A 25,421-nucleotide genomic window follows, 5' to 3' on the forward strand; every position below is an offset into this window, starting at 1 on the left:
CAACTGTTAACTGTTAACCTTTAACCGTAACCTTCTTCACTGCCAGCACATGCTTACACATTCCTCTATCTCCTTGGTACTTACCATACCACTCACAAGTACATCGCTCCTGATCACCATCTAAGATTACCGTATGTCTCACACCACCAGTTCCCTCTACACGAGCTTCTACCCGTCCATTAGCATCACTAATAATCTCTACTTTATTCTCAGCTATTAGTTTCTCAGCATTCTTTAGGCGAGGATTTAGACTTAGGATACGCTCTAGCTTAAAGGGCAATCTTCTATAAAAGAAAGCATTGTCATCTAAGTCAAACCCTAATAATCCCATAGCTGCTAATCGCCCTGTCAGACTATCTGCATCAGTGAAACTCATCCCTTCTTCCATCGCAAACATCGTCGGGTTAAAGCGTTGATTCGCATAAGCATACTTATCCATCGCATCTATCCACTCGTCATCCACATCATCTATTAACGACTCTAATGCTGCTCCCTCTCCCGAGAACCCTCTAAAAGCTTCACGAGATAAAGACAAACTAAATCGAATATCGCCAAAATACAACTGCCACGTGGTGCTCTGCATATCAGGATGTGGATATACTTGCATAGTATCTATATAAGGCAATAGAGGTTCTAACAATCTCAAGCGATGAATACCTCCTACACAGACTGCATTAGCAGACTTAACAGGTGTAAACACAGGCATATTACCACGTACAGTTAAGTAATAATCTGTCTTGATCTCCCCTTTCGGAATACCTCTAAACAGTTGTTGTGTCTGTATTTTATTAAACGTATGTACTTTCTCTGCCTTAGACAGATAGATCTGTACCGTACTCAGTCCCTTAATCCACTTAATCGGAAGAGGTACTTTTCGTTCCACTATTTTCTTATCCTCAGTCTGAATACTAACCTCCTTCTGACCTATTGACAGCAGTACATTTTCCTTTTGCTTAATACTATTCAGCGCAGTAAGCATCGGTTGGTTAAAGTCTACATTCGTAGTCCCATTCTCTAAGAACTCCCCATCTAACCCATCAGGCAATACATCTACACGAGCGTACACTCCTGCACAGTGAGAGAATCCTTCGAATCGCACTCTACCATCCCCAGCTGTAGCAATAGGGTCTTTTAGCTTAGCTAGATCAGCAGGAGATAAATTAAAACTAGACTTCACCACATTAGACAACGTGATTAAACAACGTGCCATAATAAAAGGATCCTTCACATTACCCCAAAAAAAGCATGGAGCATCAGTCTTCTTCTGTATCTCACTGTACTTCGCTAAGAATAATTCGTCCCCTCCCTTGCCTTTCGTTAAGCTAGAAGGGGTATTGTATATATAAGATAATAGGTCGTTCATGGTACTTACAAATGAGTAAGCAAGGTACTAAAATTCATAGAAATATAACCTTCTAGAACTGTACACATCTGTTCTCTTATTTTAAAAAAAGGCAATTACTCTTTGATAATAAACCCATTACACATTATCTTTGTCCATTATGCAGCAATAGTAAAATAACATTCCGAATCACAATCGCCCCCTACAGCGTAGTAAGTGACTCAGTTTATTTAAGCGTACCCCCATCTTTAGGGTACCGTTATTTTATTATATATACTTATGCAATCAAACAAGATTAACAGCATCGTAATATTCATTACGATCACCATTATATTAGACAGTGCTGGCTTCGGTATTATCTTTCCAGTATTACCGGAACTATTAGAACACGTACTACATGCTGACCTCAGCACAGCAGCGAAGTACGGAGGTGTACTTACGTTAGCTTACGCCTTTATGCAATTCATCTTTGCACCAATCTTAGGGATTATTAGCGATCGTTATGGACGTAGACGAGTATTATTACTTTCTCTTTTTGGATTCTCTATAGACTGTTTTATTATGGCACTTGCTCATAGTTATTGGTTACTATTCATCAGTCGGCTTATCGCCGGAGTGACAGGTGCTACCTTTGCCGTGGCATCAGCTACGATTACAGATGTAACGGATGAAGATAACAGAACGAAATACTTTGGCTATTTAAATGCAGCTTTCAATATTGGCTTTATCCTAGGCCCTTTAGTAGGAGGATTATTAGGAGAATATCATTTTACCTACCCTTTTTACTTTGCGGGAATATTAGGTTTATTAAATGTTATTTATGGGTATTTCTTCTTTCCAGAAACCAATACTTCACGTTCACTAAAGCGATTATCACTAAAAGAAATCTCCCCTTTACAATCTCTAAAAAGTATCAAACGCTTTAAACAACTAAGTCTACTATTTATTGTATTCTTTTTACTTTCGGCTGCATCACATAGCATGGAGAGTACGTGGTCATTCTATACCATGATACAGTTTGACTGGAGTAAACAGCAAATAGGATTATCACTAACCATTATAGGCATCATAGGCTTCTTAGTACAAGCATACCTATTGCAATACTTGTCTACTAAACTATCAGACCAAAAACTTGTCTACATCGGTTTATTAACAAGCTTTATAGGATTACTCTTTTTGAGTTATTGTGTTACTGAAATACAACTCTGGGTAGGTATCACATTATACTTACTAGGAAGTATACAACAGACAGGTTTTCAGTCTATGCTCTCTAAGTCACTAGATCAGCAACATCAAGGAGAACTACAGGGGGTATTAGGAAGCCTTAACGGATTAACGACTATTGTGGCTCCACCAGTATTTACCTATTGTTTCTACCTATACACACAGGACAATACCTTACCATACTTACCTGGTATAGCCTTTGCCATAGCAGCTTTATTACTCCTAATTAGCTTATTACTACTCTTGAGACATAAGAAGTAAGTTTTAAAAAAAACAGCCCTATTCTTTACCAGAATAGGGCTACTTATATTATTATTCAGGCACTTATATTGACTATATCAATGTATGATATACTAATATGATTCCTCCTATCGTCGGAATAACAAAGAAGTAGTGATATTTGGAAGTTACTACTAACCTACACCTTACCCGTTGTCTTTGTCATCTTGACGTAAGGAAAGATCACACACGAGATGTAGAAATAGTCGTGAGAATAAACTAGTGCGATTCCTCCTATCGTCGGGATGACATACTGTGTGCTATACAGTATGTCAATAGGAAGTGACACAGAACAGAGCCTTAAAAAAACATCTGTTTGACACCGTTAGTGGATGGGACATTCCTAATTCTTAATTCTAAATTCCTAATTAAAAAAAGCCGATACTGTCGCTAGTATCGGCTTTTCATTGTCGTCTATAAATTGTTAGTTTATTCTGATTACTATAGATCTGCGAAGAAGTCATTTCCTTTATCATCAGTGATGATGAAGGCAGGGAAGTCTTTCACTACGATCTTACGTACAGCTTCCATTCCTAATTCTGGGAAGTCAACCACCTCTACGCTTAAGATATTCTCTTTTGCAAGGATAGCAGCTGGTCCTCCGATAGAACCTAGATAGAAACCACCGTGTTTTTTACACGCATTAGTTACCGCTTGGCTACGGTTACCTTTCGCTAACATAATCATACTTCCACCTACCGCTTGGAAACTATCTACATAAGGATCCATACGCCCTGCTGTAGTTGGTCCGAAGCTTCCTGATGGCATACCATCTGGAGTCTTAGCTGGCCCTGCATAGTACACTGGGTGATTCTTGAAGTACTCAGGCATCTCTTGTCCATTGTCTAACATCTCTTGGATCTTAGCGTGAGCGATGTCGCGCGCCACGATAACAGTTCCGTTTAACATTACACGAGTTTTGATAGGATGCTTCGTTAACTCTGCTAATTGTTCTTTCATTGGCTTGTCCAAGTCGATTACCACAGGCTCTTCTAAGTGAGGAGCTACTGCAGGTAAGAAACGTCCTGGATCAGTCTCTAATTGTTCTACGAATAATCCCTCTGCAGTGATTTTCGCTTTTATATTTCTATCTGCCGAACAAGATACTCCTAATCCTACAGGACATGAAGCAGCGTGACGAGGAAGACGGATCACACGTACATCATGAGTAAAGTATTTACCCCCGAACTGTGCTCCAATCTTAGACTCTTGACAGATTAATTGTAATTTTTTCTCCCACTCTAAGTCACGGAACGCTTGACCTCCCATATTACCAGAAGTAGGTAAGTTATCATAGTATCCTGCAGATGCTTTCTTTACAGCCGCTAAGTTTGCCTCAGCAGATGTACCACCGATTACTAATGCTAAGTGATATGGAGGACAGGCAGCAGTACCTAGATCCATGATTTTATCTTTGATAAATTCCGTTAAGTTTTTATCATTAAGAAGAGATTTTGTTTTTTGGTATAAGAACGTCTTGTTAGCAGATCCCCCACCTTTCGCTAAGAATAAGAACTCATATTTAGCTCCTTGTGTAGCATAGATATCGATCTGTGCTGGTAAGTTAGAACCTGAGTTTTTCTCCTCAAACATACTGATAGGTACGATCTGAGAGTAACGCAAGTTTTTCTTTTGGTATGTTTCGAAGATACCTTTAGATAAACTCTCGGCATCATTCGATCCCGTATATACGTTTTCTCCTTTTTTTGCCACTACGATAGCAGTACCTGTATCTTGACAAGAAGGCAATTGTCCTTCTACTGCTACTTTTGCGTTTTGTAATAAGTTATAAGCCACAAAACGATCGTTATCTGTCGCTTCCGGATCGTCTAGGATAGCTTTTAATTTTTCTAAGTGCGATGTTCTCAACATGAATGACACATCTGTCATCGCTGTCTCAGCAATCATCTCAATCGCTTTAGGATCAACCACTAATATCTCTCTATCTCCTAATTTTTCTACTTTTACATAGTCAGAAGAAATCTTTTTGTACTGCGTATCATCTTTCTGAATCGGATACGGATCTTGATATATGAAGTCCATTGAATTGTTAGTTTATTTTTGTTTAGTAAAATTACTAATTAAAGTCCTTATAAAATCGTAGAATGCTTCTAAATAGCCAGTGTTTATAAGGGATATAGATCATTTACACTTTACAGATTAATATTAGAACTCTTCATTTTATTTCTCTAAGAATGAGCACTTTCTTCGCATATTAGACAACAATTTTTTATTCTCTTTTTATAATATGTAGCACTATCTTATTCTTTCACTTCATATCACACTAATATTAAGCACATTACTATGCTTTCTATTCTAATTCCCTTTTACTCACTTTTACTTCCACTCCACTTGGTAGCTATATGATGCCTATATGATGGGATAGTGATAGGCTATTTTTGGTACTTTTAAGCCGACCAAATGCCCATCACTAACCGACCACATGCCGACCACCCCCTAATAAATAGTATTTTATTCCCATTTATCATTCAATCTAGTCTGAATTGCATTTTATATTAATGGGTAAAATCTATCTCTTACTGAATATAAAAAAGCCTTGAATCTATTGACTCAAGGCTTTTCGATATCTTACTGTTTATTTATTATCTATAAACTTCGCATATAGGCAATAAGTGCCTCCATCTCTAGATCGCTAAACTTCTTCGTGATCTCTAAGTTAGCTTGCATAATGATAAACTGAGACGGATCAACTATAGCTTCCTCATTTCCTCTCAAGAAAGAAACTAGATCAGCGTTGTGTTTATCATACACTTGTAATATTTCTTTGACACTAGGTCCTATTATTTTTTTATCTGTCTGATGGCAAGAAGCACAGTTTCCTTTTCCTTTAAAGATGTCTTCACCTAGTTTGATTTTTTCAGACATAGTCATTTCGGCTACTTCTCCTCTCTCTGATTCGTACACAGCTTCAGGTTGTGTTTTCTCATCCTTACCGCCACATGCTACTACACTAATAGTAGCAAGAAGTAGCAAACTAGTTTTTATAATTTTTGTCATTGTTGTTGTTTATTTATTTCCATCAAAAATAGAGAAACAAAATGAACATTATAGTATACAAAACAGTCCTTTTAGTGCAATAAACGGACAAATAACATATAACAGACTTTATATCTTTTAGTCAAAATCAATAAAATCATCTATCGTCAGGTAGTAATCTAATGCCATGATGAGCTCTTCTACCGTCACTGTAGGTTTCTGGCTCACTGCTAAGTCTACTACATCTTGTATATCTTCATCAGAGCACAGATACCACATATCTAGTTCTGTAACAGCGTCTGGATATACCTCTTCATTATCCTCTGTCACCTCAACAGGATCACCAACATAAATCTCTAGTTCTACATCTGCCTCATCTTCTACAGCATAAATAGCATACTGATAGGCTGGATCATACTCCGTAGTTCTTTCTTTTCGATCTTTAACAAGTAAGATAAACTCTGCTAATCGATATGTTTTATTTTTAAAATCAGGCATCATATATTCTATAATTTTACTAGTGGATAAAGTTAAAACACTTCTTACTACTATTTAGAAAAAAAGTTATCAATAGTTTATAATGAAAAAAGCTCGTTGACAAAATCAACGAGCTTCTTCTATTTATAGTACTTATTCTAACTATTTATTCAATAGAATAGATGCTTCTTTAGCGAAGTATGTTGAAATAATACTTGCTCCAGCGCGTTTGATACAAGTTAATTGTTCCATCATGATCTGATCGTGGTCAAGCCATCCTCTCTCTGATGCAGCCTTTACCATAGCGTACTCTCCAGATACTTGGTACACAGCTACAGGCACATTCACAGCGTCTTTCACTTCACGTACGATATCTAAATAAGCCATACCAGGTTTTACCATAAGGATATCTGCTCCTTCTTCTACATCATATAACGCCTCTTTTACAGCTTCGATACGATTAGCATAGTCCATTTGGTATGTTTTTTTGTCTTTTGGTATCTCTACATCTGCTCTCGGTGCACTGTCTAGTGCATCGCGGAATGGTCCGTAGAATGCAGATGCATACTTAGCAGAATAACTCATGATACCTACATTCGTAAATCCTGATTGGTCTAATGCTTCACGCATACGCAAGATACGTCCATCCATCATATCACTAGGTGCTACGAAGTCTGCTCCTGCCTCTGCATGAGATACGCTCATCTTCGTCAGTGCATCTACTGTAGGGTCATTCACTACTACTCCATTCTCGATAATACCATCGTGCCCGTATATAGAATATGGGTCTAATGCTACGTCTGGCATTACGATCATACCTGGACATGCATCTTTTATCGCTTTGATAGCAGTCTGCATTAATCCATTAGGATTCCATGCTTCTGTTCCTGCATTGTCTTTTAAGTGATCACTTACTTTTACATAGATATTCACTGCGCGAATACCTAATGCATAAAGCTCTTTTACTTCCTTTACTGTCAAATCCACAGAACGTCTAAACATACCTGGCATCGAAGGAATAGCTTCTTGTACATTAGTCCCTTCTGCTATAAACATAGGAAACATAAAATCTTGTGGAGTCACGATAGTCTCTCTTACCAAACTACGAATAGACTCATTTGTTCTTAATCTTCTACCTCTTTGTAATGGAAACATAATTATTTTTGGTTTTATATGTTTATATACTATTGTTAACGCACGGATTACAAATCCGCGCAATCGTTGTAACGTATTATGGTAGACGCAATGTGTTGCGTCTCTACTGTTGGCGCGGATTTATAATCCGTGACATATTCTGTAAACATTAATTGTGACACGCAAAATATTGCGTCTCTACTTTATCCAATCAACAGGATTAGCTAATACCTTCAACAGCTTTTCTTCCCAACTGTTTTCTTCAGGATGGTGGTCATATACCCATTGTACATGTGGTGGTAGACTCATTAGGATAGATTCGATACGTCCATTGGTTTTTAATCCAAATAGAGTTCCTTTATCATGAACAAGGTTAAACTCTACGTATCTACCTCTTCTGATTTCTTGCCATGTACGGTGCTCATTGCTATAAGGGGTATCCATACGACGTTCTACGATAGGTGCATAAGCTTCTAAGAAGCTATCTCCTACTTCGGTTACGAAGTCATACCACTGTTGCATAGACATTTCTTCTGTTGCTTCTAAGCGGTCAAAGAATAATCCTCCGATACCACGTGCCTCTTCTCTATGTGCATTCCAAAAATATTCATCACATTGCTTCTTATACAATGGATAAAACGCTGGATTATGCTTATCACAAGCTGTCTTACATACAGTATGAAAATGCGTAGCATCCTCATCGAATAGGTAATAAGGTGTAAGGTCTTGTCCTCCACCAAACCAAGAACGCACTACTGTACCTTCTTTGTCATACATTTCAAAATAACGCCAGTTGGCATGTACTGTAGGTACCATAGGGCTCTTCGGGTGAATCACTAATGATAATCCACAAGCGAAGAAATCTACATCTCCTACATTAAAGTACTTTTGCATCGCTACTGGTAACGGTCCGTGTACGGCAGAGATATTTACTCCTCCTTTTTCGAATACCGCTCCATTCTCGATCACACGTGTGCGACCTCCCCCACCTTCAGGACGTTCCCAAAGGTCTTCTTGGAATTTTGCTTTTCCATCTATATCTTCAAGTCCTTTCGTAATGATATCTTGAAGCTGTTGTATATATTGATAAAATTGTTCTTTCATATTATAAATAGTACATATCCTCTCTCTGTCAGGATACTCATCATTAAAAAAACTATTGTTTCGTAGTTCAGCCAATACATTATATTGCGCCTCTCTACCTTATCTTTAAATAAACAATAGTAAGCAGACTCCTCTAGTCCTACATATCACTATCATAGTGTGTATGACACCTCAACCTGTTTCTGCTGTAAATAGTGATCTCTTAAAGGCGACTAATCTTAGTCATGATATTAAATGAGAATGCTTTACTCTCATCTTGAATATATTGATAGACAGCCTTTGCTTTTGCTTTTAATGAAGGCTCTTGAGAAGACCACTTCACTAATAGATCTGTGAACTCTTCCATCTTATCCCAAGGGAAGTTGAATTTATGTAAGTGTAAGGCTAAGTCCTTACCTTCTGTTATCAACAGTTGTTCATAACTCAGGCCTATCTTTTGAAGCTCTACGTCTAGATCTTCTATAAATTTCTTGTCCTCTGGTGTAAATCCAATAGAAGACAACTTCTGAACAATAGACTCTATACGTCTTTCTTCTTCACTTTTTGTTCCTTTGTTTAACATAGGTCAAATGATATAGTAAAACAAAAAAGCCTACGTCATACTTCGGCAGGCTTTTCTGTCAATATTTTACTTGTGTTCGTATTCTTTTACCGCTTCGATAAATGCTTTTGCATGATCTACTGGGATATGAGGTAAGATACCGTGACCTAAGTTCACTATATACTTATCTTTACCGAAAGCATCGATCATCTCGTGTACCATTTTCTTAATAGTAGGGATCGGAGACATTAGACGGCTTGGGTCAAAGTTACCTTGTAATGTGATATCTCCACCTGTGAATAGACGAGCGTTCTGTGGGCTACAAGTCCAGTCTACTCCTAATGCAGACGCTTTTGACTTCGCCATTTCAGGTAATGCAAACCAACATCCTTTTCCAAATACGATAACTGGAGTGATATCAGCTAATGCTTCTACTATTTGGTTAATATACTGCCATGAGAACTCTTGGTAATCTACTGGAGATAACATTCCTCCCCATGAATCGAATATTTGTACTGCATTTACACCTGCTTTTACCTTTTCTTTAAGGTATAAAATAGTGGTATCTGTAATTTTTTGTAATAATGTATGCGCCGCTACTGGGTCAGAAAAACAGAAGCCTTTCGCTAAATCAAAGCTCTTAGAACCTTTTCCTTCTACTGCATAACAAAAGATAGTCCAAGGTGAACCAGCGAATCCAATCAATGGTACTTCATCGTTTAACATCTCTTTCGTTACTTTAATAGCATCCATTACATATCCTAATGTCTCTTCGATATTAGGTACGATAACTTGCTCTACATCTTTAGCAGAACGGATAGGATTAGGTACCCATGGCCCTACTCCTGGTCTCATCTCTACATCAATGTTCATAGCTTGCGGTACGACTAAAATATCTGAGAATAAAATAGCAGCATCTGGTTTTACAATACGAATCGGTTGTACTGTAATCTCAGCTGCGATTTCTGGCATTCTACAACGTGTAAAAAAATCATACTTATCTCTTAATTCGCGAAACTCTGGTAAGTATCTACCTGCTTGACGCATCATCCATACAGGTGGTCTCTCTACTGTTTCACCTTTTAACGCTCTTAAGAATAAATCATTTTTAATCATTTCTATTCGATTTTAATACGTCAATTTTTAGCTGACTCTATTTATAATAATCCACACAAGCTTGTAATGTAGCTTCCACTGTAGGTTGCTTCGCTATTACAATATTCTGTGTAACTCTTTTTAATGGTTCTGCTGTAGTATCTCCTATACAGAAGCACACTTCTGTCGTGATGCTGTTCTGCTGAAGATAACTCTCTATCGCTGAAGGACTGTAAAAGCACAATCCATCTACTTTATATTCATTCTTTATTCGATTAAGTACAGTCTGATATACTGTGAACTCATTAAAGACTATACCATTTGCTCTAAAAGCATCTGGCAACAGATCTCTTCTGATACTTCCACTAAAGAATGTTATGTTTCTATCTTTATAGTTTTGAACAATGATAGGAGCTAATTCTTTTGCATAATGTGCCCAAGCCTTAACTTCCCAACCGTTCTCCTCCAACAATTCTTTTGTTTTTATCCCTACACATAGCGCTGGTTTCTTATTCAGAACTTCTTTATACCCTTGACTAATCACACTCTTTACCGCATTCTGACTCGTAAACAATACATACTCATGTACAGCATCCAAGTCGAATACTAAGTGTTCTGTCAAGATATAATCTTGTTCTACTAAATGCACCTTCCCTAAAGCTACAGCATCTAGTACACTCGCTTTAATCTTACGTGTAGATAAAATAGTTGGATTAAAAGACATTTTATTTTTTTAATTGTTGACGTAGTGTTTCCATTAATTCACTACCACCATTCTCAAGAATTTCTTTAGCTGCAAAGAATCCAAGCTTCTTCCACTCTGCGATATCCACTACTTTGTTCACTTCGAACTTCTGTTGACCATCTAAAGAGAATAATACCCCTTTAAAATTAATCGTGTCATCGTGATCATTATAAGTAGCTAAAGCACCGATAGGAGCTGTACATCCACCTTCTAATGTTCTTAAGAACTGTCTTTCTATATAAGTAGTCATCTCTGTTTCATAATCATTTAACTGAGCTACTGCGTCTAAAGCATGATTATCATCTGCATTTACGACTACTACCATAGCTCCCTGTGCAGGTGCTGGTATCATCCAGTCAAGATTAATGAAGTTCGATGGTTTCTTTTTAATACGATCTAAACCAGCTGAAGCGAAGATTGCTCCATTCCAATCGCTGTTTTGTAGTTTTTCCATACGAGTATTTACATTTCCTCGTAGGTCAACTGTTGTATGCTTTGGGAAACGGTTTAACCATTGAGCTTTACGTCTTAAACTTCCTGTAGCTACTACTGCCTCAACCTCTTCTGACATAAAAGATGTATCTCCTTTATGTAATAAGATATCTACAGTATTAGCACGTTTAAGTACTGCTCCCTGTACGATTCCTTGTGGTAGAGCTGTTGGTACATCTTTCATAGAATGTACTGCGATATCTACCTCTTTTTTTATCATTGCCACATCTAGAGTCTTAGTAAAGATTCCTGTGATTCCCATCTCATATAATGGCTTGTCCAATACTAGATCTCCTGTAGATTTAACAGGTACTAACTCTGTTTTGTACCCTAATTTCTGAAGAGATTGTTCTACTGTTTTTGCTTGCCACATTGCTAGTTCACTATCACGTGTACCTATACGAATAATTCTACCCATTTTAATTTGATTCTATATGAAACACTTTTTCTATCCATTCTATACTCTGATCCACTACTGTATCTTCATGACGAAGATGGTTTGCAAAGTGCGTAGTGATCTTCTGTATGATGCGCATACTGATTAGTTCAGCCTGCTCAGAATCAAAGTTATCATATTTCTTTTTATGATAATCTAATTCCCCATCTTTTATCTGCTCTAGCTTAGATTTAAGAGCATGTATAGTAGGTGCGAATTTTCTCATCTTCGTCCAAGCGATAAACTCAGACATGATCTCTTCTATAATTTCTTCTGCTTGTGGAATGAACTCTCTTCTTCTCTCGATCGTCTTATCTGTCATTTGAGATAAATAATCAAGGTGTATTAATTCTACTCCTTCTATCTCCGTCACATCATCACTCACGTTCTTAGGAATAGACAAATCTAAAATAACAAGAGGTTTTGTCAAGTTAAGCAACACCTTATCTACTGTAGGTTTCTGTGCACCAGTCGCTACGATAAGCACATCTGATTTGCGTATTTCTGCTTGTAAATCTGCATAATCCTTTACGATAAGATTAAATTTACCTGCTACTTCTAACGCTTTCTCTTTTGTTCTATTAATAAGTGTAATATGATCATTCTTAGTATGCTTCACTAAGTTTTCACATGTATTTCTACCAATTTTACCTGTTCCGAATAACAAGATATTCTTATTAGATATATCTTCTACATGATCCATAATATATTGTACAGAAGCAAATGATACAGAAGTAGCTCCAGAACTAAGCTCAGTCTCATTCTTGATACGTTTACTTGCTTGGATTACAGCATTGACTAATCTCTCGAAGTAATTCGTTGTCAGTTCTTTCTCCTTCGCTAAGTAGAAAGCATTCTTAATCTGACTGATAATTTCAAAATCACCTAATATCTGACTATCTAGTCCTGTTCCAACGCGGAATAAGTGTTCTATAGCCTCCTTAGTCTTATATACATAAGCCACATTGCGGAAGTCATCCACTGTACCATTACTGTTATCACATAATAATTTAATCAGTTCGAAAGGGTGTTGTGCGAAACCAAATATCTCCGTTCTATTACATGTAGAAATCACGATTAAACTCTCGATTCCTTCATTTTTAGCTTGAGTTAATAAATTGTCTTTGGCCTCATCACTTAGACTAAACTTACCGCGCATTTCAGCGTCCGCTTTCTTATAACTTAATCCCACTGCATAAAAAGTCGCAGGTTTAGTCTTATCTATTTTGTCCATACCACAGAGTTAATTCAAAAAAGTAAACAAATTTAAGATTAAAGAATCGACAAAAGTAACGCTAGAAGGACTATTTATATCGCTAAGGGATTTCTCAAAAAAAAAGCATTGCATTTCATTATAATACAGTACATTTGCAACAATGACAAGGGTTAAAAGACACTCTATATAGAATCATTCTAAATAAAAAGTAACTAGATAAGTTTCTAGCTTAAGTTTAAAAAGTATCGCTATGAGTCCTACGGAAGAAATAATAATTGATGATAATTTTTCGATATTAAGATTCGAAAACAACTTAACAGAGAACATAACATTTCAACGAGAAATGGGAACAGATGTTATCCAATTTTACTTTGGTCTAAAAGGGTCTGCCAAATTTGTATTCAATCAAGGAGCATATTCTCTTCCGCTTAATGAAGAAAAATTCTTGATCCTTTACAATCCTCAAAAACAGCTTCCTGTACACTTAGAGATATCTCCTAATACATGGGTCATAAGTGTTTTAATTTCTATTAAGAAGTTCCATGCTCTTTTTTCAACAGAAGCAGAGTTCATCGGTTTCTTAACTGGTGAAAACAGAGACAAGAAGTATTACTCTGAAGAAGAAATCACTCCTTCTATGGCTATAGTTCTGAATCAGCTATTTAACTTCTATATGAACTCAACTATCAAGAAGTTATACTACACTGGTAAGACATACGAGTTACTTAGTTTACTATTTAATCAGAATGAAGATCAAAACATAGAGAATTGCCCATTCTTATCTGATGAAGACGATGTCGTTAAAATCAAAAAAGCGAAAGATATCATCATCAGTAAAATGGCAGAACCACCTACACTTCAAGAGTTAGCAGACTCAGTAGGTATTAACATTAAAAAACTAAAAATGGGCTTTAAGCAGATTTACGGTGACTCTGTATTCAGCTTCTTGTTTGACTATAAGATGGAATACGCACGTAAGCTCTTAGACAACGGCAGTTATAATGTAAACGAAGTAGGACTAAAGATTGGTTATAGTTCTGCTAGTCACTTTATTGCTGCCTTTAAAAAGAAGTTTGGCACTACACCAAAAAAATACTTAATGTCTCTCAACACAAATAATTAACAACATGCAAGGTATATTATTAGTTAACCTAGGCTCACCTAAGAGCCCTACAGCAAAAGACGTAAAACCATACTTAGGAGAATTCTTAATGGATGAAAGAGTAATAGACATGCCATACATCCTAAGAAGTTTATTAGTTAAAGGAATCATACTGAATACTAGACCAAAGAAATCAGCAGAAGCTTATTCTAAAATATGGTGGAAAGAAGGTTCACCACTAATCGTAATTTCTGAAAGACAACAAAAGAAAGTACAAGCAAAAGTGGACATACCAGTGGCATTAGCTATGAGATATGGAGAACCCTCTATCCAAACAGGTTTACAAGAATTAAAAGACAAAGGTATAGATGATGTACTAATGATCCCTCTTTACCCTCAGTTTGCCATGGCAACTACAGAGACTATTAATGTATTAGCAGAAGAAGTAAGACAGAAACACTTTCCTCAGATGAAAGTTACGAGCTTCCCCGCTTTCTACAACAAGAAGGAATACGTAAATGCTCTAGCTCATACTATAAAAGGTCATCTAGAAGGGTATGACTATGACCATATCGTATTCTCTTATCACGGGGTACCTGAACGACATATCCGCAAATCAGATGTAACGAAGGGACACTGTACTATAGACGGGTCTTGCTGCCAGACAGCTTCCAAAGCACATGAGTTCTGCTATAGACATCAATGTTTAGAAACAACAAGACAAGTAGTTGAAAAATTAAACATCCCTGCTGATAAATACACTAATTCATTCCAATCTAGATTAGGAATGGACAAATGGCTACAACCTCCAACTGATGCTACTGTAAATGGATTAGCTGAGAAAGGAATTAAGAAGCTAGCAGTAGTTACTCCTGCCTTTGTAGCCGACTGTCTTGAAACTCTAGAAGAAATAGGCATGGAAGCACATGACGAATTCTTAAAACACGGAGGAGAAGAGTTTAGAACAATCCCTTGTATGAATGATGATGACATGTGGATAGATGCAATGGTTACTTGGATTAAAGAATGGCAAAACAAATAATAGCATGTTATACCTATATCTAAAAGCTCTACATATTATTTTTATAGTATGCTGGTTTGCAGGACTATTCTATATCGTACGTCTATTTGTATATTACTCCGAGACGAAGGATATGCCTGAAGTACAATCTAACATCTTAAGAGATCAATATACCATCATGACTAATCGCCTGTGGAATATCATCACATGGCCTGCAGCTGTATTAGCAACTGCTTTTGGTATAGGTATGTTAATCTATAATCCGGTTTTATTAAAATTGCCTTGGATGCATGTCAAATTACTTTTTGTAGTCTGCTTAATCGCCTACCACTTAAAGTGCCATCAATTTGTCAAGCAAATTAACGCAGGGAATATGACTAAAACATCTTCCTTTTTTAGAATTTGGAATGAAGGAGCTACCTTGATTTTATTTTCTGTAGTATTTTTAGTAATTTTAAAAAGTACTTTTAATTGGATATTTGGAGTTGTAGGTCTAGTAGGATTATCAATACTATTAATGCTAGGAATACGCTTATACAAACGAATTCGCGATAGCAGAAAATAATGAAAGATGACTTTATATTAAAGAACTTTTCTCTGAGAAATAGAATATTTTTCTCACTTATATTTTTGAGTATTATCTCATCTGTATTGATATCAGCTGTATCAGTGTATCAATTCAGAGAAGAAGCACGTACTTATCATCAATATAGACTAGAAAGGACAGAAAACTCTATCAACGAGAATATAAACTACATCTTAACAACCTCAGAATACCCTCTAACAACAGAGAATATCCCTCGCATTTTTAGAGATAAAATACATGAGCTAGCAGCCATACACAATACAGAGATCAATATACACGATCTACAAGGACACCTCTTGATTACCTCAAGAGGTACCTTTTCTGTAGATAGCATCTCTAAAAACATCTCTCCTTTAGTTTTAAAGACAATACAGTCCTCTCCAAACAAACGCTTTGTAGATATAAAAACGGTAGATAGCAACCGTATACGTATCGCATATAGCTTCTTAAAGGATTTAAAGTACAAACCCCTAGGTATACTTAAAATACCGTATGAGGAGAAAACAGAGTTTTACGAGAACGAGATTCAGAACTTCATGGTTAAATTTGGACAAGTATATATCATTATGCTGATTATGTCTATTGTTATCTCTTACTTCTTGTCAAACTATATTACCCAAAGTCTAAACAATATTAGTGTCAAGATTACAAGTACTAAGTTCGGGCAAAAAAACGAAAAGATTGATTCTAGCAACACTAGTAAAGAGATCTCAGCTCTTATCACTGCATATAATGATATGGTGGAGAAACTCGATGATTCGTACGAAAAACTAGCTCAAACAGAAAGAGAGCAAGCTTGGAGAGAAATGGCTAAGCAAGTTGCACACGAAATAAAAAATCCTCTTACTCCAATGCGTCTGACTGTTCAAAGCTTTGAAAGAAGATTTGACCCTAATGATCCTAATATTAAAACTAAACTAAAAGATTTTTCACAGGTATTAATACAACAGATAGATACGATGACTTCTGTTGCAACAGCGTTCTCAAGCTTTGCTGCAATGCCTGCTCAGCAAGACGAAACTCTTGACATTGTCAATACTGTAAAATTAACACTTGACATCTTTAATGAAGACTATATCTGGTTTGAAAGCACCGATCAGGAGATCATCTCTAAAATAGATAGAACACAACTAATCAGAATTATTACTAACTTAGTCAAAAATGCAATACAAGCTATCCCATCTGAGCAGAAGAGCCCACAAATAAAAGTGAGTATATCTAGAACAGAAGAAAGCGCAATCATCAAAGTAGCTGATAACGGAACAGGTATAAAGCAAGAAGATCTAAACAAAATATTCCAACCTAAGTTCACTACCAAAACAAGTGGCATGGGATTAGGATTGGGAATCATAAAAAACATAATTACAAATTACAACGGTACAATAGTCTTCGAAACAGAAGAAGGTCTTGGCACCACATTTATTGTTACCTTGCCTATTATAAATAATTAATCAAATAAAAGATATTATGGATTTTGAAAATATTCTAGTAGAAAAAGAAGGAAGTCTGGCCATTATAACCATTAATAGACCAACTAAATTAAACGCTTTAAACAAGCCAACAATTGAAGAGCTTCACCAAGCCCTTAAACACTTTGAAAAAGACCGTGAAACACGTGTTATCATCCTTACTGGAAGTGGAGAAAAAGCTTTCGTTGCAGGTGCTGACATTAAAGAATTCTCTAGCTTCAACACTAGTGAAGGTTCACAGTTAGCTGCCAAAGGACAAGAGCTTCTATTCGACTATGTTCAAAATTACAACAAACCAGTAATCGCTGCTGTTAATGGATTTGCCCTAGGAGGTGGATTAGAGTTAGCGATGTCAGCACACTTCAGAATAGCTTCTAATAACGCTAAAATGGGACTTCCAGAAGTAACACTTGGACTAATCCCAGGATATGGCGGAACACAACGCTTACCTCAACTTATTGGAAAAGGAAGAGCAATGGAGCTAATCATGACTGCAGAGATGATAACAGCTGATAAAGCTCTATCTTATGGATTAGTGAACCACGTTGTAGAGCAAGAAGAACTATTAGCATTCACAAAGAAAATAGCGAACAAAATAGCTTCTAACTCTGCTTCTGCAATTGGAAGAGCAATAAAATCTATTAATGCTAACTTTAAAGATGGTGTAAACGGATACCACGAAGAAATCAAGAACTTCGGAGAATGCTTCGAAACAGAAGACTTCACAGAAGGAACTACTGCTTTCTTAGAAAAAAGAAAACCTGAATTCAAAGGTCAAAACTAATAACAAAAAAAGGTCAGAGCGTGCTCTGACCTTTCTTATTTCAATTCCTTATTCTTGAAATAAAAAAACCTCTTGAATGATCAAGAGGTTTTTTGTTGGCCTACTAGGACTCGAACCTAGAACGACTGAACCAAAATCAGCTGTGTTACCATTACACCATAGGCCAGTACCATTTCATTACTTTGGCATAATTACTTCAGTAATGCGGATGCAAAATTAGCACATTTTTTGATTCTTCCAAATATAAAATGTCTTTTTTAATCACTCTCAGCCCCCTATTTTGCTAAGATACTCATAGTCAAGAGAGAGTATTGATAATTTTAACATTTTATTTTTACGTACAATTAAAATAAAAAAAGCCTCTTGAAAAATCAAGAGGCTTTTCTGTTGGCCTACTAGGACTCGAACCTAGAACGACTGAACCAAAATCAGCTGTGTTACCATTACACCATAGGCCAATACCTTTTTTACATACCGTAAAGCGTAATTACTTCATCAATGCGGATGCAAAAGTATAACTATTTTTATAATCTCCAAACTTTTCTATCAAAAAAATTAATTTTTTCTAATTCCTTCACGCAACACAAAAAAAATCTTTTCTTTGTATATACAATCTGAAAAAATATCTAGTAATTACAAATATGTTGACATTCAATTACAAGAAGTGGAATGTTATAGGTGGATGGCTATGTTTTGCCATTGCCCTATTGACTTATACACTAACAGTAGAGCCTACAGTAAGCTTTTGGGATCCAGGAGAATATATTGCTACCTCTGCTAAACTACAAGTAGGACACCCTCCAGGGGCTCCTTTTTATCAAATGTTAGGAGCTTTCTTCTCGATGTTTGCTACCTCTCCAGATAAAGTTGCCCTAATGGTAAACATGGTTGCTGTTATTTCCAGCGCGTTTACCATTCTTTTTATGTTCTGGACATTATCTAATTTACTTAAGAAAATCGTCGTTGCGAAAAGTGAGTGGACGAATATCAATGCTATCGTTGTTTTAGGTAGTGCTGCTGTTGGTTCATTAGCCTTTTCATTCACAGATAGTTTTTGGTTTAACGCTGTAGAGTCTGAAGTATATGCTTCTGCTATGTTTCTAACATCACTTCTATTGTACTTAGGTGTGAGATGGTATGATGACATCAACACTCCTAAAGGTAATCGTTGGCTATTATTGATAGGGTTAGTTATTGGAGCTTCATTTGGAGTCCACCTAATGGCTTTGTTGACAGTTCCATCTATCGCATTACTATACTTCTTTAAAAGATATCAAAAAGTAACTATCAAAAACTTTATCATAGCCAATATAGCGGCTGTGGGAGTTTTATTCTTCCTTTTTGCTTTCTTATTCCCTAAGACCTTAGCCTTATTTGGTAAGACAGAGATCTTTATGGTGAACTCGATAGGAATGCCATTTAACAGTGGGACTATTGTTGCCTTCTTATTGATTGTTGCCTTCTTTGTATTCGGGTTGAGATACACAGAGAAGAAAAACAAAATAATGGCGAACACGATTATTCTAACACTTCTTTTTGTATTTGTCGGATTGACAAGTTGGATAATGTTACCTATCCGAGCTAATGCAAAAGTAGTAATCAATGAGAACACACCTTCTGATGCTTCTGAGCTATTAGCATACTACCAACGTGAACAGTATGGAGAAGAAAGTATCTATTACGATTCTTACTTCACTAAAAAATATGTAGGATTAGATAAAAACAATCCTTGGAAAGACGAAAAACCAAACTACGAAAGAAACTACCAAACAGGTAAGTATGAAATCGTAAACGAATATAAAAACGCAGGACAAAACTTCGACAGTACTCATAAAGGATTCCTTCCTAGACTGTGGAGTACAGACAAGAATCACCGTGTCAACTATATGCGTTATACTAAACCTTTAGACTTCAGAGTATCTTCTCAATATGCTGGAACAAAAGAGTTAGAAGAATTAGTATCTGGAGTAAAACAAGGTCTCGCTAGTGGAGAAATTGATTATGATGGACTTGACAAGTTCCTAGATCAATATGGAGAATACCTAGAAATCGAAGTACCTTCATTCTCTAGTAATATCGGCTTTATGTTTGAGTACCAATTCGGATATATGTTCTGGCGTTACTTAATGTGGAACTTTGCAGGGAGACAAGATGATGTACAAGGTCAAGGTGACTTACAACACGGTAACTGGATTAGTGGTATCAAATTCTTAGACGAAATACGTTTAGGGTCTCAAGATAACTTACCTTCAGATACATTAGAAAACAAAGGTAGAAACACTTATTTCTTCTTACCTTTTATACTTGGGCTTATCGGTATTGTATTTCACTATCGTAAAGACCCTAAGATGTTCTGGGTATTGTTAGTGTTATTCCTATTTACAAGTTTTGCACTTAAAATATTCTTGAATGAACGCCCTTTCGAACCGCGTGAACGTGACTATGCTGTAGTACCAGCATTCTATGTATTCGCGATGTGGATTGGATTCGGAGTATATGCTATCTTCGACGGTCTTAAAAAGTATGTACAACCAAAAATAGCTGGTCCAGCTGTTCTAGTTGTATCATTATTTGCAGCTCCTGTATTATTAGCACAACAAAACTGGGATGACCACGACCGTTCAGATCGTTATACAGCCCTTGCTAACGCTAGAGCATACTTAGATTCATGTGATCCGAATGCTATCTTATTTACTATTGGAGATAACGATACATTCCCACTGTGGTATCTACAAGATGTAGAAGGATACAGAACAGACGTAAGAGTTGTATGTACGAGTTTACTTCCATTAGACTGGTATATTGACCAGATGAGAGCAAAAGCGTATGACTCAGAGCCTCTACCTATCTCATTCACACATGATCAATATGTAGGTAATAAAAGAGATGCTATCATCGTAAACAAGATGATTGACGAAAGAATAGACATCAACTCTCTTCTTAACTTCATTAAATCTGATGACGATAGAACGAAGATTAAAACAGAGGCAGGAACTACATTGTATATCGCTCCTACTAATCAGATCAGAATACCTGTAGATAGTGCTAATATAGCGAAACACAATATCGTATCTCCTCACTTAAGAAAAGATATATTACCTTATCTAGACGTTAACATTACTGACCAGGCTATCTATAAGCACCGCCTTATCATGTTAGATATAGTAGCAAATAATAACTGGGAACGACCTATATACTTCTCTGGAGGTAGCTGGGGAGATGATGATTTCATCTGGATGAAAGATTACTTACAGTTAAGTGGTTTAGTATATAAACTAGTTCCTCTGAAATCTGATACAGAGAGTTCTCATGCACTAGATAGAGGTTCTATAGACGCAGATAGAATGTACGATATCGTAACGAAGTGGTACTGGGGTAATATGGGAAGTGATAAAATCTATCACGATCCTCAGACTAGACGTAATGCACTGAGCTACCGTATCAACCTTGCTCGATTGATGGAACAACTATTAATAGAGGGTAAAGATGAGAAAGCGAAGAAAGTTATCGATATAGCGATGACGAACATGCCTATCAAATACTATGGTTTATACGAAGTTGTACATCCATTCGTAGAAGGTTCTTATAAAGTTGGCGAAAAAGAAAATGCTCGTCAAATGGCTAAAGAATTAATTCAAAAATCTCAAGAATCACTTACTTACTATAAAGGCCTTGAGATAAATGATATCGAATACTATGCTAGAGAGATTATTACTGAAATAGAAATATGGCGCTCTCTGTTACAAATAATAGAAGAAGAAGACCCTAGCTACTACGCTAGTCTAGTACCAGACTTCAATACATATAATGGCTATTTTAAATATTTTAAAAGAGCTAACTTATAGTTTAAAAGGCGATAGAAATAAATCTATCGCCTTTTCTTTTTACCTTTGCATTACTTTAAAATAAAGCAGATATACGATGATCGAGAATAAAAATCAATCTAAGACAGATATAGGACATTTAGGTGAGTTTGGATTAATAGAACATTTAACACAAAACTTTACAATAGAAAACGAGAGTACAACTAAAGGCATCGGAGATGACGCTGCAGTATTGTCTTTTGGAGAAGATAAAGTAGTTGTTTCTACAGATTTATTAATCGAAGGAGTGCACTTTGACCTTGCATACTCTCCTCTTAAGCATTTAGGATATAAAGCGGTGGTAGTTAACCTATCCGATATCTGTGCGATGAATGCCATCCCTACACAGATTACAGTATCTATCGCAGTATCTAATCGTTTTCCTCTAGAAGCTCTAGATGAGTTATACGAAGGAATCGCCTTAGCGTGTAAGTATTATAAAGTAGACTTAGTAGGCGGAGACACTACCTCATCACAAAAAGGGTTGATTATAAGCGTGACCGCTATTGGTAAAGCTAAAGAAGAAGAATTAGTATACCGCAATGGAGCGAATGACAACGACTTATTAGTGGTAACAGGAGATATAGGATCTGCTTATATGGGATTGCAAATCCTAGAGCGTGAGAAACAAGTATTCTTAGTAAACCCTAATAATCAGCCAGACTTATCTATCTACGAATACATCATCGAAAGACAGTTAAAACCAGAGGCGAGAACAGATATCAAACAGCTCTTAGCAGATCTAGGTGTAAAACCAACAGCGATGATAGACATCTCTGATGGATTGTCTTCTGAGATTATGCATATTTGCAAAAGTTCTAAGGTAGGATGTAATCTATATGAAGAGAAACTTCCATTAGACCCTCAGTTTATGAACACTTGCGAAGAGTTTAATATCGATGCCACTACGATGGCTATCAATGGTGGTGAAGACTATGAACTGTTATTCACTATTAAAATGGAAGACTTTGACAAAATCAAGGGGAATCCAAACTTAACAGTGATAGGTCACACAACACAAGAGAGTGAAGGTGTTCATCTTATCTCAAGAGCAAACACTAAAATCCCTTTAAAATCAAGAGGATGGAATCCTTTAAAAAACAAAGACGAAGAATAATAACTATTATAAAAGGTAATTTCTAACTAGAGATTACCTTTTTCTTTTTACCCCCTTCTCCATTCTCACTCCACATTCCCTTCACACCTCCTCTAGACTAGTTTTCCATCTTAGCTAACTACCTATATTACCCCTCCATAATAACTCCGTTGTTTTGTATAAAATAACGGACTTACTACGGACTCATAACGGACTCACTACGGACTCAAATACAATAAAACACAATGTTGATTAAAGCCGTTTAGCTATCAGAGAATACCTGTTCTACTTAACGAGAATAGTATAAAAAATTCCGATTGAATACCTTGTAACCTCTTTTATCTTATTTATTTACAATCAGAATCAACCAAAATTATTGTAAAAAAACAATATTTCCACCATAGTGTAGTAAAAAATTAAATTATCAATAAATATTATTTATATATCACACATTTAATTATATTTACGAATACCAAAAACTAAAAATATAATGAATAAAACGTATCAATTAAAAGTGAATGCTGATACTGTTTTTGAAAGTGAAGATTTATTACAAGGAGACATCAATGTATCTCGTGTAAATGAATCTACATATCACGTACTCAAAAACAACAGATCTTATGACGTGGAAATACTTGAGAACTACTTTACAGACAAAAACTATACTGTAAATGTCAACGGGAATAACTATTCTGTTAATATCCAAACCGAACTCGATAAGCTAATCAATCAATTAGGCTTCTCCTTAAACTCTACTAAGCAGGTTAATTCTATCAAGGCTCCTATGCCTGGTCTTATCCTAGATATTTTGGTAACTGTAGGGCAAGAAGTAGCTGAGAATGACAACTTATTAATCTTAGAAGCTATGAAGATGGAGAACAACTTATCTTCTCCTAGAGCTGGGATTATTAAGTCCATCAACGTGACTAAAGGTGCCACTGTTGATAAAGGATTAGTGTTAATTGAATTCGAATAAAGATGAAAAAAATATTAGTTGCCAACCGTGGCGAAATAGCTGTACGTATTATGACTACAGCTAAAAAAATGGGTATTAAGACAGTAGCTGTGTACTCTACTGTTGATCGTAATGCTCCACACGTACGTATGGCTGATGAAGCTGTATGTATCGGAGAGGCTCCTTCTAACCAATCTTATTTATTAGGAGATAAAATATTAGAAGTAGCAAAATCATTAAATGTAGATGGTATCCACCCAGGATATGGATTCTTAAGTGAGAACTCTAACTTCGCTTTAGCGTGTAATACAGCTGGGATTACCTTTATCGGTCCAGATACGCATGCTATAGAAGTAATGGGTAATAAACTGGCTGCTAAAGAAACTGTAAAAGACTATAACATCCCTATGGTGCCGGGTCTAGACGAGGCTATCACTGACGTAGCCAAAGCGAAACAAGTAGCGAAAGAAATAGGCTTCCCTATCCTAATCAAAGCTGCTGCTGGTGGTGGTGGAAAAGGGATGCGTATCGTAGAAAAAGAAGAAGAATTCGAAAGTCAAATGCAGCGTGCTATTTCTGAAGCAACCAATGCTTTCGGAGATGGTTCTGTTTTCATTGAGAAATATATAGGTTCGCCTAGACACATTGAGATACAAGTGTTAGCGGATAAACATGGTAACGTAGTTCACTTATTTGAAAGAGAATGTAGTATCCAACGTCGTCACCAAAAAGTAATAGAAGAAGCCCCTTCTGCTGTATTAACTCCTGAAGTGCGTAAAGCTATGGGAGAAGCAGCTATTAAGGTAGCTAAGTCTTGTGATTATGTAGGAGCTGGTACGGTGGAGTTCTTAATAGATGAGCACCTTAACTTCTACTTCTTAGAGATGAATACTCGTCTTCAAGTAGAACATCCAGTCTCAGAGTTAATCACTGGATTAGACTTAGTAGAGATGCAAATCAAGGTAGCTCGTGGAGAGAAGCTTCCTTTTACACAAGAAGACTTAGAGATCAAAGGACATGCTATGGAACTTCGTATCTATGCAGAAGACCCTCTAAATGATTTCTTACCTAGTGTAGGGAACTTAGAAATCTATCAACTACCTACTGGAGAAGGTATCCGTGTAGATAACGGTATAGAAGAAGGTATGGATGTACCTATCTACTACGACCCGATGTTAGCCAAGTTAATTACTTATGGACAGACACGTGAGGAGGCTATAGAGATTATGATCGAAGCCATTAAAGCATATAAGGTAAAAGGTATCAGTACGACATTGCCATTCGGTAAGTTCGTAATGGAACACAATGCTTTTAGAGAAGGTCATTTTGACACGAACTTCGTGAAGAAATACTACAATGCTGATTTAATCAAAGAAGAGTATAAAGATGAAGCAGAGATAGCGGCATACCTTGCGCTACAGATGTATTTAGAAGACCAAAAACAACTTCGATTACCAAACTAA

Annotated in this window: 21 protein-coding genes and 2 tRNA genes; 10 read left to right on the plus strand and 13 right to left on the minus strand. The window is 36.4% G+C overall.

Annotated elements, in window-relative coordinates; genetic code table 11:
• Positions 1 to 13 precede the first annotated feature (13 nt).
• Positions 14 to 1,363, minus strand: coding sequence for an SWIM zinc finger family protein (locus BK054_RS04190; RefSeq protein ID WP_071306954.1), 1,350 nt, complete (start codon positions 1,361 to 1,363; stop codon positions 14 to 16).
• A 258-nt stretch (positions 1,364 to 1,621) separates the two neighbouring features.
• Between BK054_RS04190 and BK054_RS04195 the strand changes: the two genes are divergently transcribed.
• On the plus strand, positions 1,622 to 2,827 hold the full coding sequence (locus BK054_RS04195; RefSeq protein ID WP_071306955.1) for a TCR/Tet family MFS transporter: 1,206 nt from the start codon (positions 1,622 to 1,624) through the stop codon (positions 2,825 to 2,827).
• A 459-nt stretch (positions 2,828 to 3,286) separates the two neighbouring features.
• Here BK054_RS04195 and BK054_RS04200 read toward each other — a convergent pair whose 3' ends face one another.
• From BK054_RS04200 to hemA, 10 genes are all read right to left on the minus strand, one after another.
• Complete coding sequence (locus BK054_RS04200; protein WP_071306956.1) at positions 3,287 to 4,888, minus strand: fumarate hydratase; 1,602 nt, start codon at positions 4,886 to 4,888, stop codon at positions 3,287 to 3,289.
• Between the two features lie 564 nt (positions 4,889 to 5,452).
• Positions 5,453 to 5,863 (minus strand): c-type cytochrome, encoded by a 411-nt coding sequence (locus BK054_RS04205; RefSeq protein ID WP_071306957.1) that lies wholly within the window; start codon positions 5,861 to 5,863, stop codon positions 5,453 to 5,455.
• A gap of 117 nt (positions 5,864 to 5,980) precedes the next feature.
• Positions 5,981 to 6,343 carry a hypothetical protein gene (locus tag BK054_RS04210; protein ID WP_071306958.1) on the minus strand — a complete coding sequence of 121 codons (363 nt, stop codon included), beginning with the start codon at positions 6,341 to 6,343 and terminating at the stop codon, positions 5,981 to 5,983.
• Between the two features lie 138 nt (positions 6,344 to 6,481).
• Positions 6,482 to 7,474 carry a porphobilinogen synthase gene (gene hemB / locus BK054_RS04215; protein ID WP_006262347.1) on the minus strand — a complete coding sequence of 331 codons (993 nt, stop codon included), beginning with the start codon at positions 7,472 to 7,474 and terminating at the stop codon, positions 6,482 to 6,484.
• Positions 7,475 to 7,651: 177 nt separating this feature from the next.
• The gene (hemF, locus tag BK054_RS04220) at positions 7,652 to 8,632 is read right to left on the minus strand and encodes an oxygen-dependent coproporphyrinogen oxidase (protein WP_083387837.1); all 981 of its coding nucleotides are present in this window, start codon (positions 8,630 to 8,632) and stop codon (positions 7,652 to 7,654) included.
• Between the two features lie 127 nt (positions 8,633 to 8,759).
• Complete coding sequence (locus tag BK054_RS04225; RefSeq protein WP_006262349.1) at positions 8,760 to 9,119, minus strand: hypothetical protein; 360 nt, start codon at positions 9,117 to 9,119, stop codon at positions 8,760 to 8,762.
• A 66-nt stretch (positions 9,120 to 9,185) separates the two neighbouring features.
• Entirely contained in the window at positions 9,186 to 10,214 is a 1,029-nt protein-coding gene (gene hemE / locus BK054_RS04230; RefSeq protein ID WP_006262350.1) for a uroporphyrinogen decarboxylase, read from the minus strand.
• Between the two features lie 37 nt (positions 10,215 to 10,251).
• Positions 10,252 to 10,917 carry a uroporphyrinogen-III synthase gene (locus BK054_RS04235; RefSeq protein ID WP_071306960.1) on the minus strand — a complete coding sequence of 222 codons (666 nt, stop codon included), beginning with the start codon at positions 10,915 to 10,917 and terminating at the stop codon, positions 10,252 to 10,254.
• A gap of 1 nt (position 10,918) precedes the next feature.
• Positions 10,919 to 11,848, minus strand: a complete 930-nt coding sequence (gene hemC / locus BK054_RS04240) for a hydroxymethylbilane synthase (protein WP_006259833.1) — start codon at positions 11,846 to 11,848, stop codon at positions 10,919 to 10,921.
• A 1-nt stretch (position 11,849) separates the two neighbouring features.
• Complete coding sequence (gene hemA / locus BK054_RS04245) at positions 11,850 to 13,100, minus strand: glutamyl-tRNA reductase (protein ID WP_016650267.1); 1,251 nt, start codon at positions 13,098 to 13,100, stop codon at positions 11,850 to 11,852.
• A 232-nt stretch (positions 13,101 to 13,332) separates the two neighbouring features.
• Between hemA and BK054_RS04250 the strand changes: the two genes are divergently transcribed.
• From BK054_RS04250 to BK054_RS04270, 5 genes are read left to right on the plus strand one after another with little or no spacing between them, the layout of a single operon-like run.
• Positions 13,333 to 14,205: a helix-turn-helix transcriptional regulator gene (locus BK054_RS04250; protein ID WP_006264532.1), complete on the plus strand. Its 873-nt coding sequence runs from the start codon at positions 13,333 to 13,335 to the stop codon at positions 14,203 to 14,205.
• 4 nt (positions 14,206 to 14,209) lie between these two features.
• A complete protein-coding gene (hemH, locus tag BK054_RS04255; RefSeq protein WP_071306961.1) occupies positions 14,210 to 15,226 on the plus strand; it encodes a ferrochelatase in 1,017 nt (338 codons plus the stop codon).
• A 4-nt stretch (positions 15,227 to 15,230) separates the two neighbouring features.
• Positions 15,231 to 15,770: a CopD family protein gene (locus BK054_RS04260; protein ID WP_071307627.1), complete on the plus strand. Its 540-nt coding sequence runs from the start codon at positions 15,231 to 15,233 to the stop codon at positions 15,768 to 15,770.
• Positions 15,770 to 17,242 carry a sensor histidine kinase gene (locus BK054_RS04265; RefSeq protein ID WP_071306962.1) on the plus strand — a complete coding sequence of 491 codons (1,473 nt, stop codon included), beginning with the start codon at positions 15,770 to 15,772 and terminating at the stop codon, positions 17,240 to 17,242. The genes BK054_RS04260 and BK054_RS04265 overlap by 1 nt, the downstream gene beginning before the upstream one ends.
• A 16-nt stretch (positions 17,243 to 17,258) precedes the next feature.
• A complete protein-coding gene (locus BK054_RS04270) occupies positions 17,259 to 18,044 on the plus strand; it encodes an enoyl-CoA hydratase/isomerase family protein (protein WP_006259839.1) in 786 nt (261 codons plus the stop codon).
• A 95-nt stretch (positions 18,045 to 18,139) separates the two neighbouring features.
• Here BK054_RS04270 and BK054_RS04275 read toward each other — a convergent pair.
• Together BK054_RS04275 and BK054_RS04280 are read right to left on the minus strand one after the other, a co-directional pair.
• Positions 18,140 to 18,210: transfer RNA gene (locus BK054_RS04275), tRNA-Gln, on the minus strand.
• A 221-nt stretch (positions 18,211 to 18,431) separates the two neighbouring features.
• Positions 18,432 to 18,502: transfer RNA gene (locus tag BK054_RS04280), tRNA-Gln, on the minus strand.
• A 183-nt stretch (positions 18,503 to 18,685) separates the two neighbouring features.
• On the opposite strand from BK054_RS04280, the gene BK054_RS04285 reads away from it, so the two are divergent.
• The 4 genes from BK054_RS04285 to accC all read left to right on the plus strand — a co-directional run bounded on the left by BK054_RS04285 (position 18,686) and on the right by accC (position 25,421).
• On the plus strand, positions 18,686 to 21,889 hold the full coding sequence (locus BK054_RS04285) for a DUF2723 domain-containing protein (protein ID WP_071306963.1): 3,204 nt from the start codon (positions 18,686 to 18,688) through the stop codon (positions 21,887 to 21,889).
• A gap of 76 nt (positions 21,890 to 21,965) precedes the next feature.
• Positions 21,966 to 23,024: a thiamine-phosphate kinase gene (gene thiL / locus BK054_RS04290; protein WP_006259841.1), complete on the plus strand. Its 1,059-nt coding sequence runs from the start codon at positions 21,966 to 21,968 to the stop codon at positions 23,022 to 23,024.
• Positions 23,025 to 23,493: 469 nt separating this feature from the next.
• Entirely contained in the window at positions 23,494 to 23,979 is a 486-nt protein-coding gene (locus BK054_RS04295) for an acetyl-CoA carboxylase biotin carboxyl carrier protein subunit (protein ID WP_006259842.1), read from the plus strand.
• Positions 23,980 to 23,981: 2 nt separating this feature from the next.
• Complete coding sequence (gene accC / locus BK054_RS04300) at positions 23,982 to 25,421, plus strand: acetyl-CoA carboxylase biotin carboxylase subunit (RefSeq protein ID WP_071306964.1); 1,440 nt, start codon at positions 23,982 to 23,984, stop codon at positions 25,419 to 25,421.

The organism is Myroides sp. ZB35, assembly GCF_001865835.1.
In the GTDB taxonomy this organism is placed as follows: Bacteria; Bacteroidota; Bacteroidia; order Flavobacteriales; family Flavobacteriaceae; genus Flavobacterium; species Flavobacterium odoratimimum.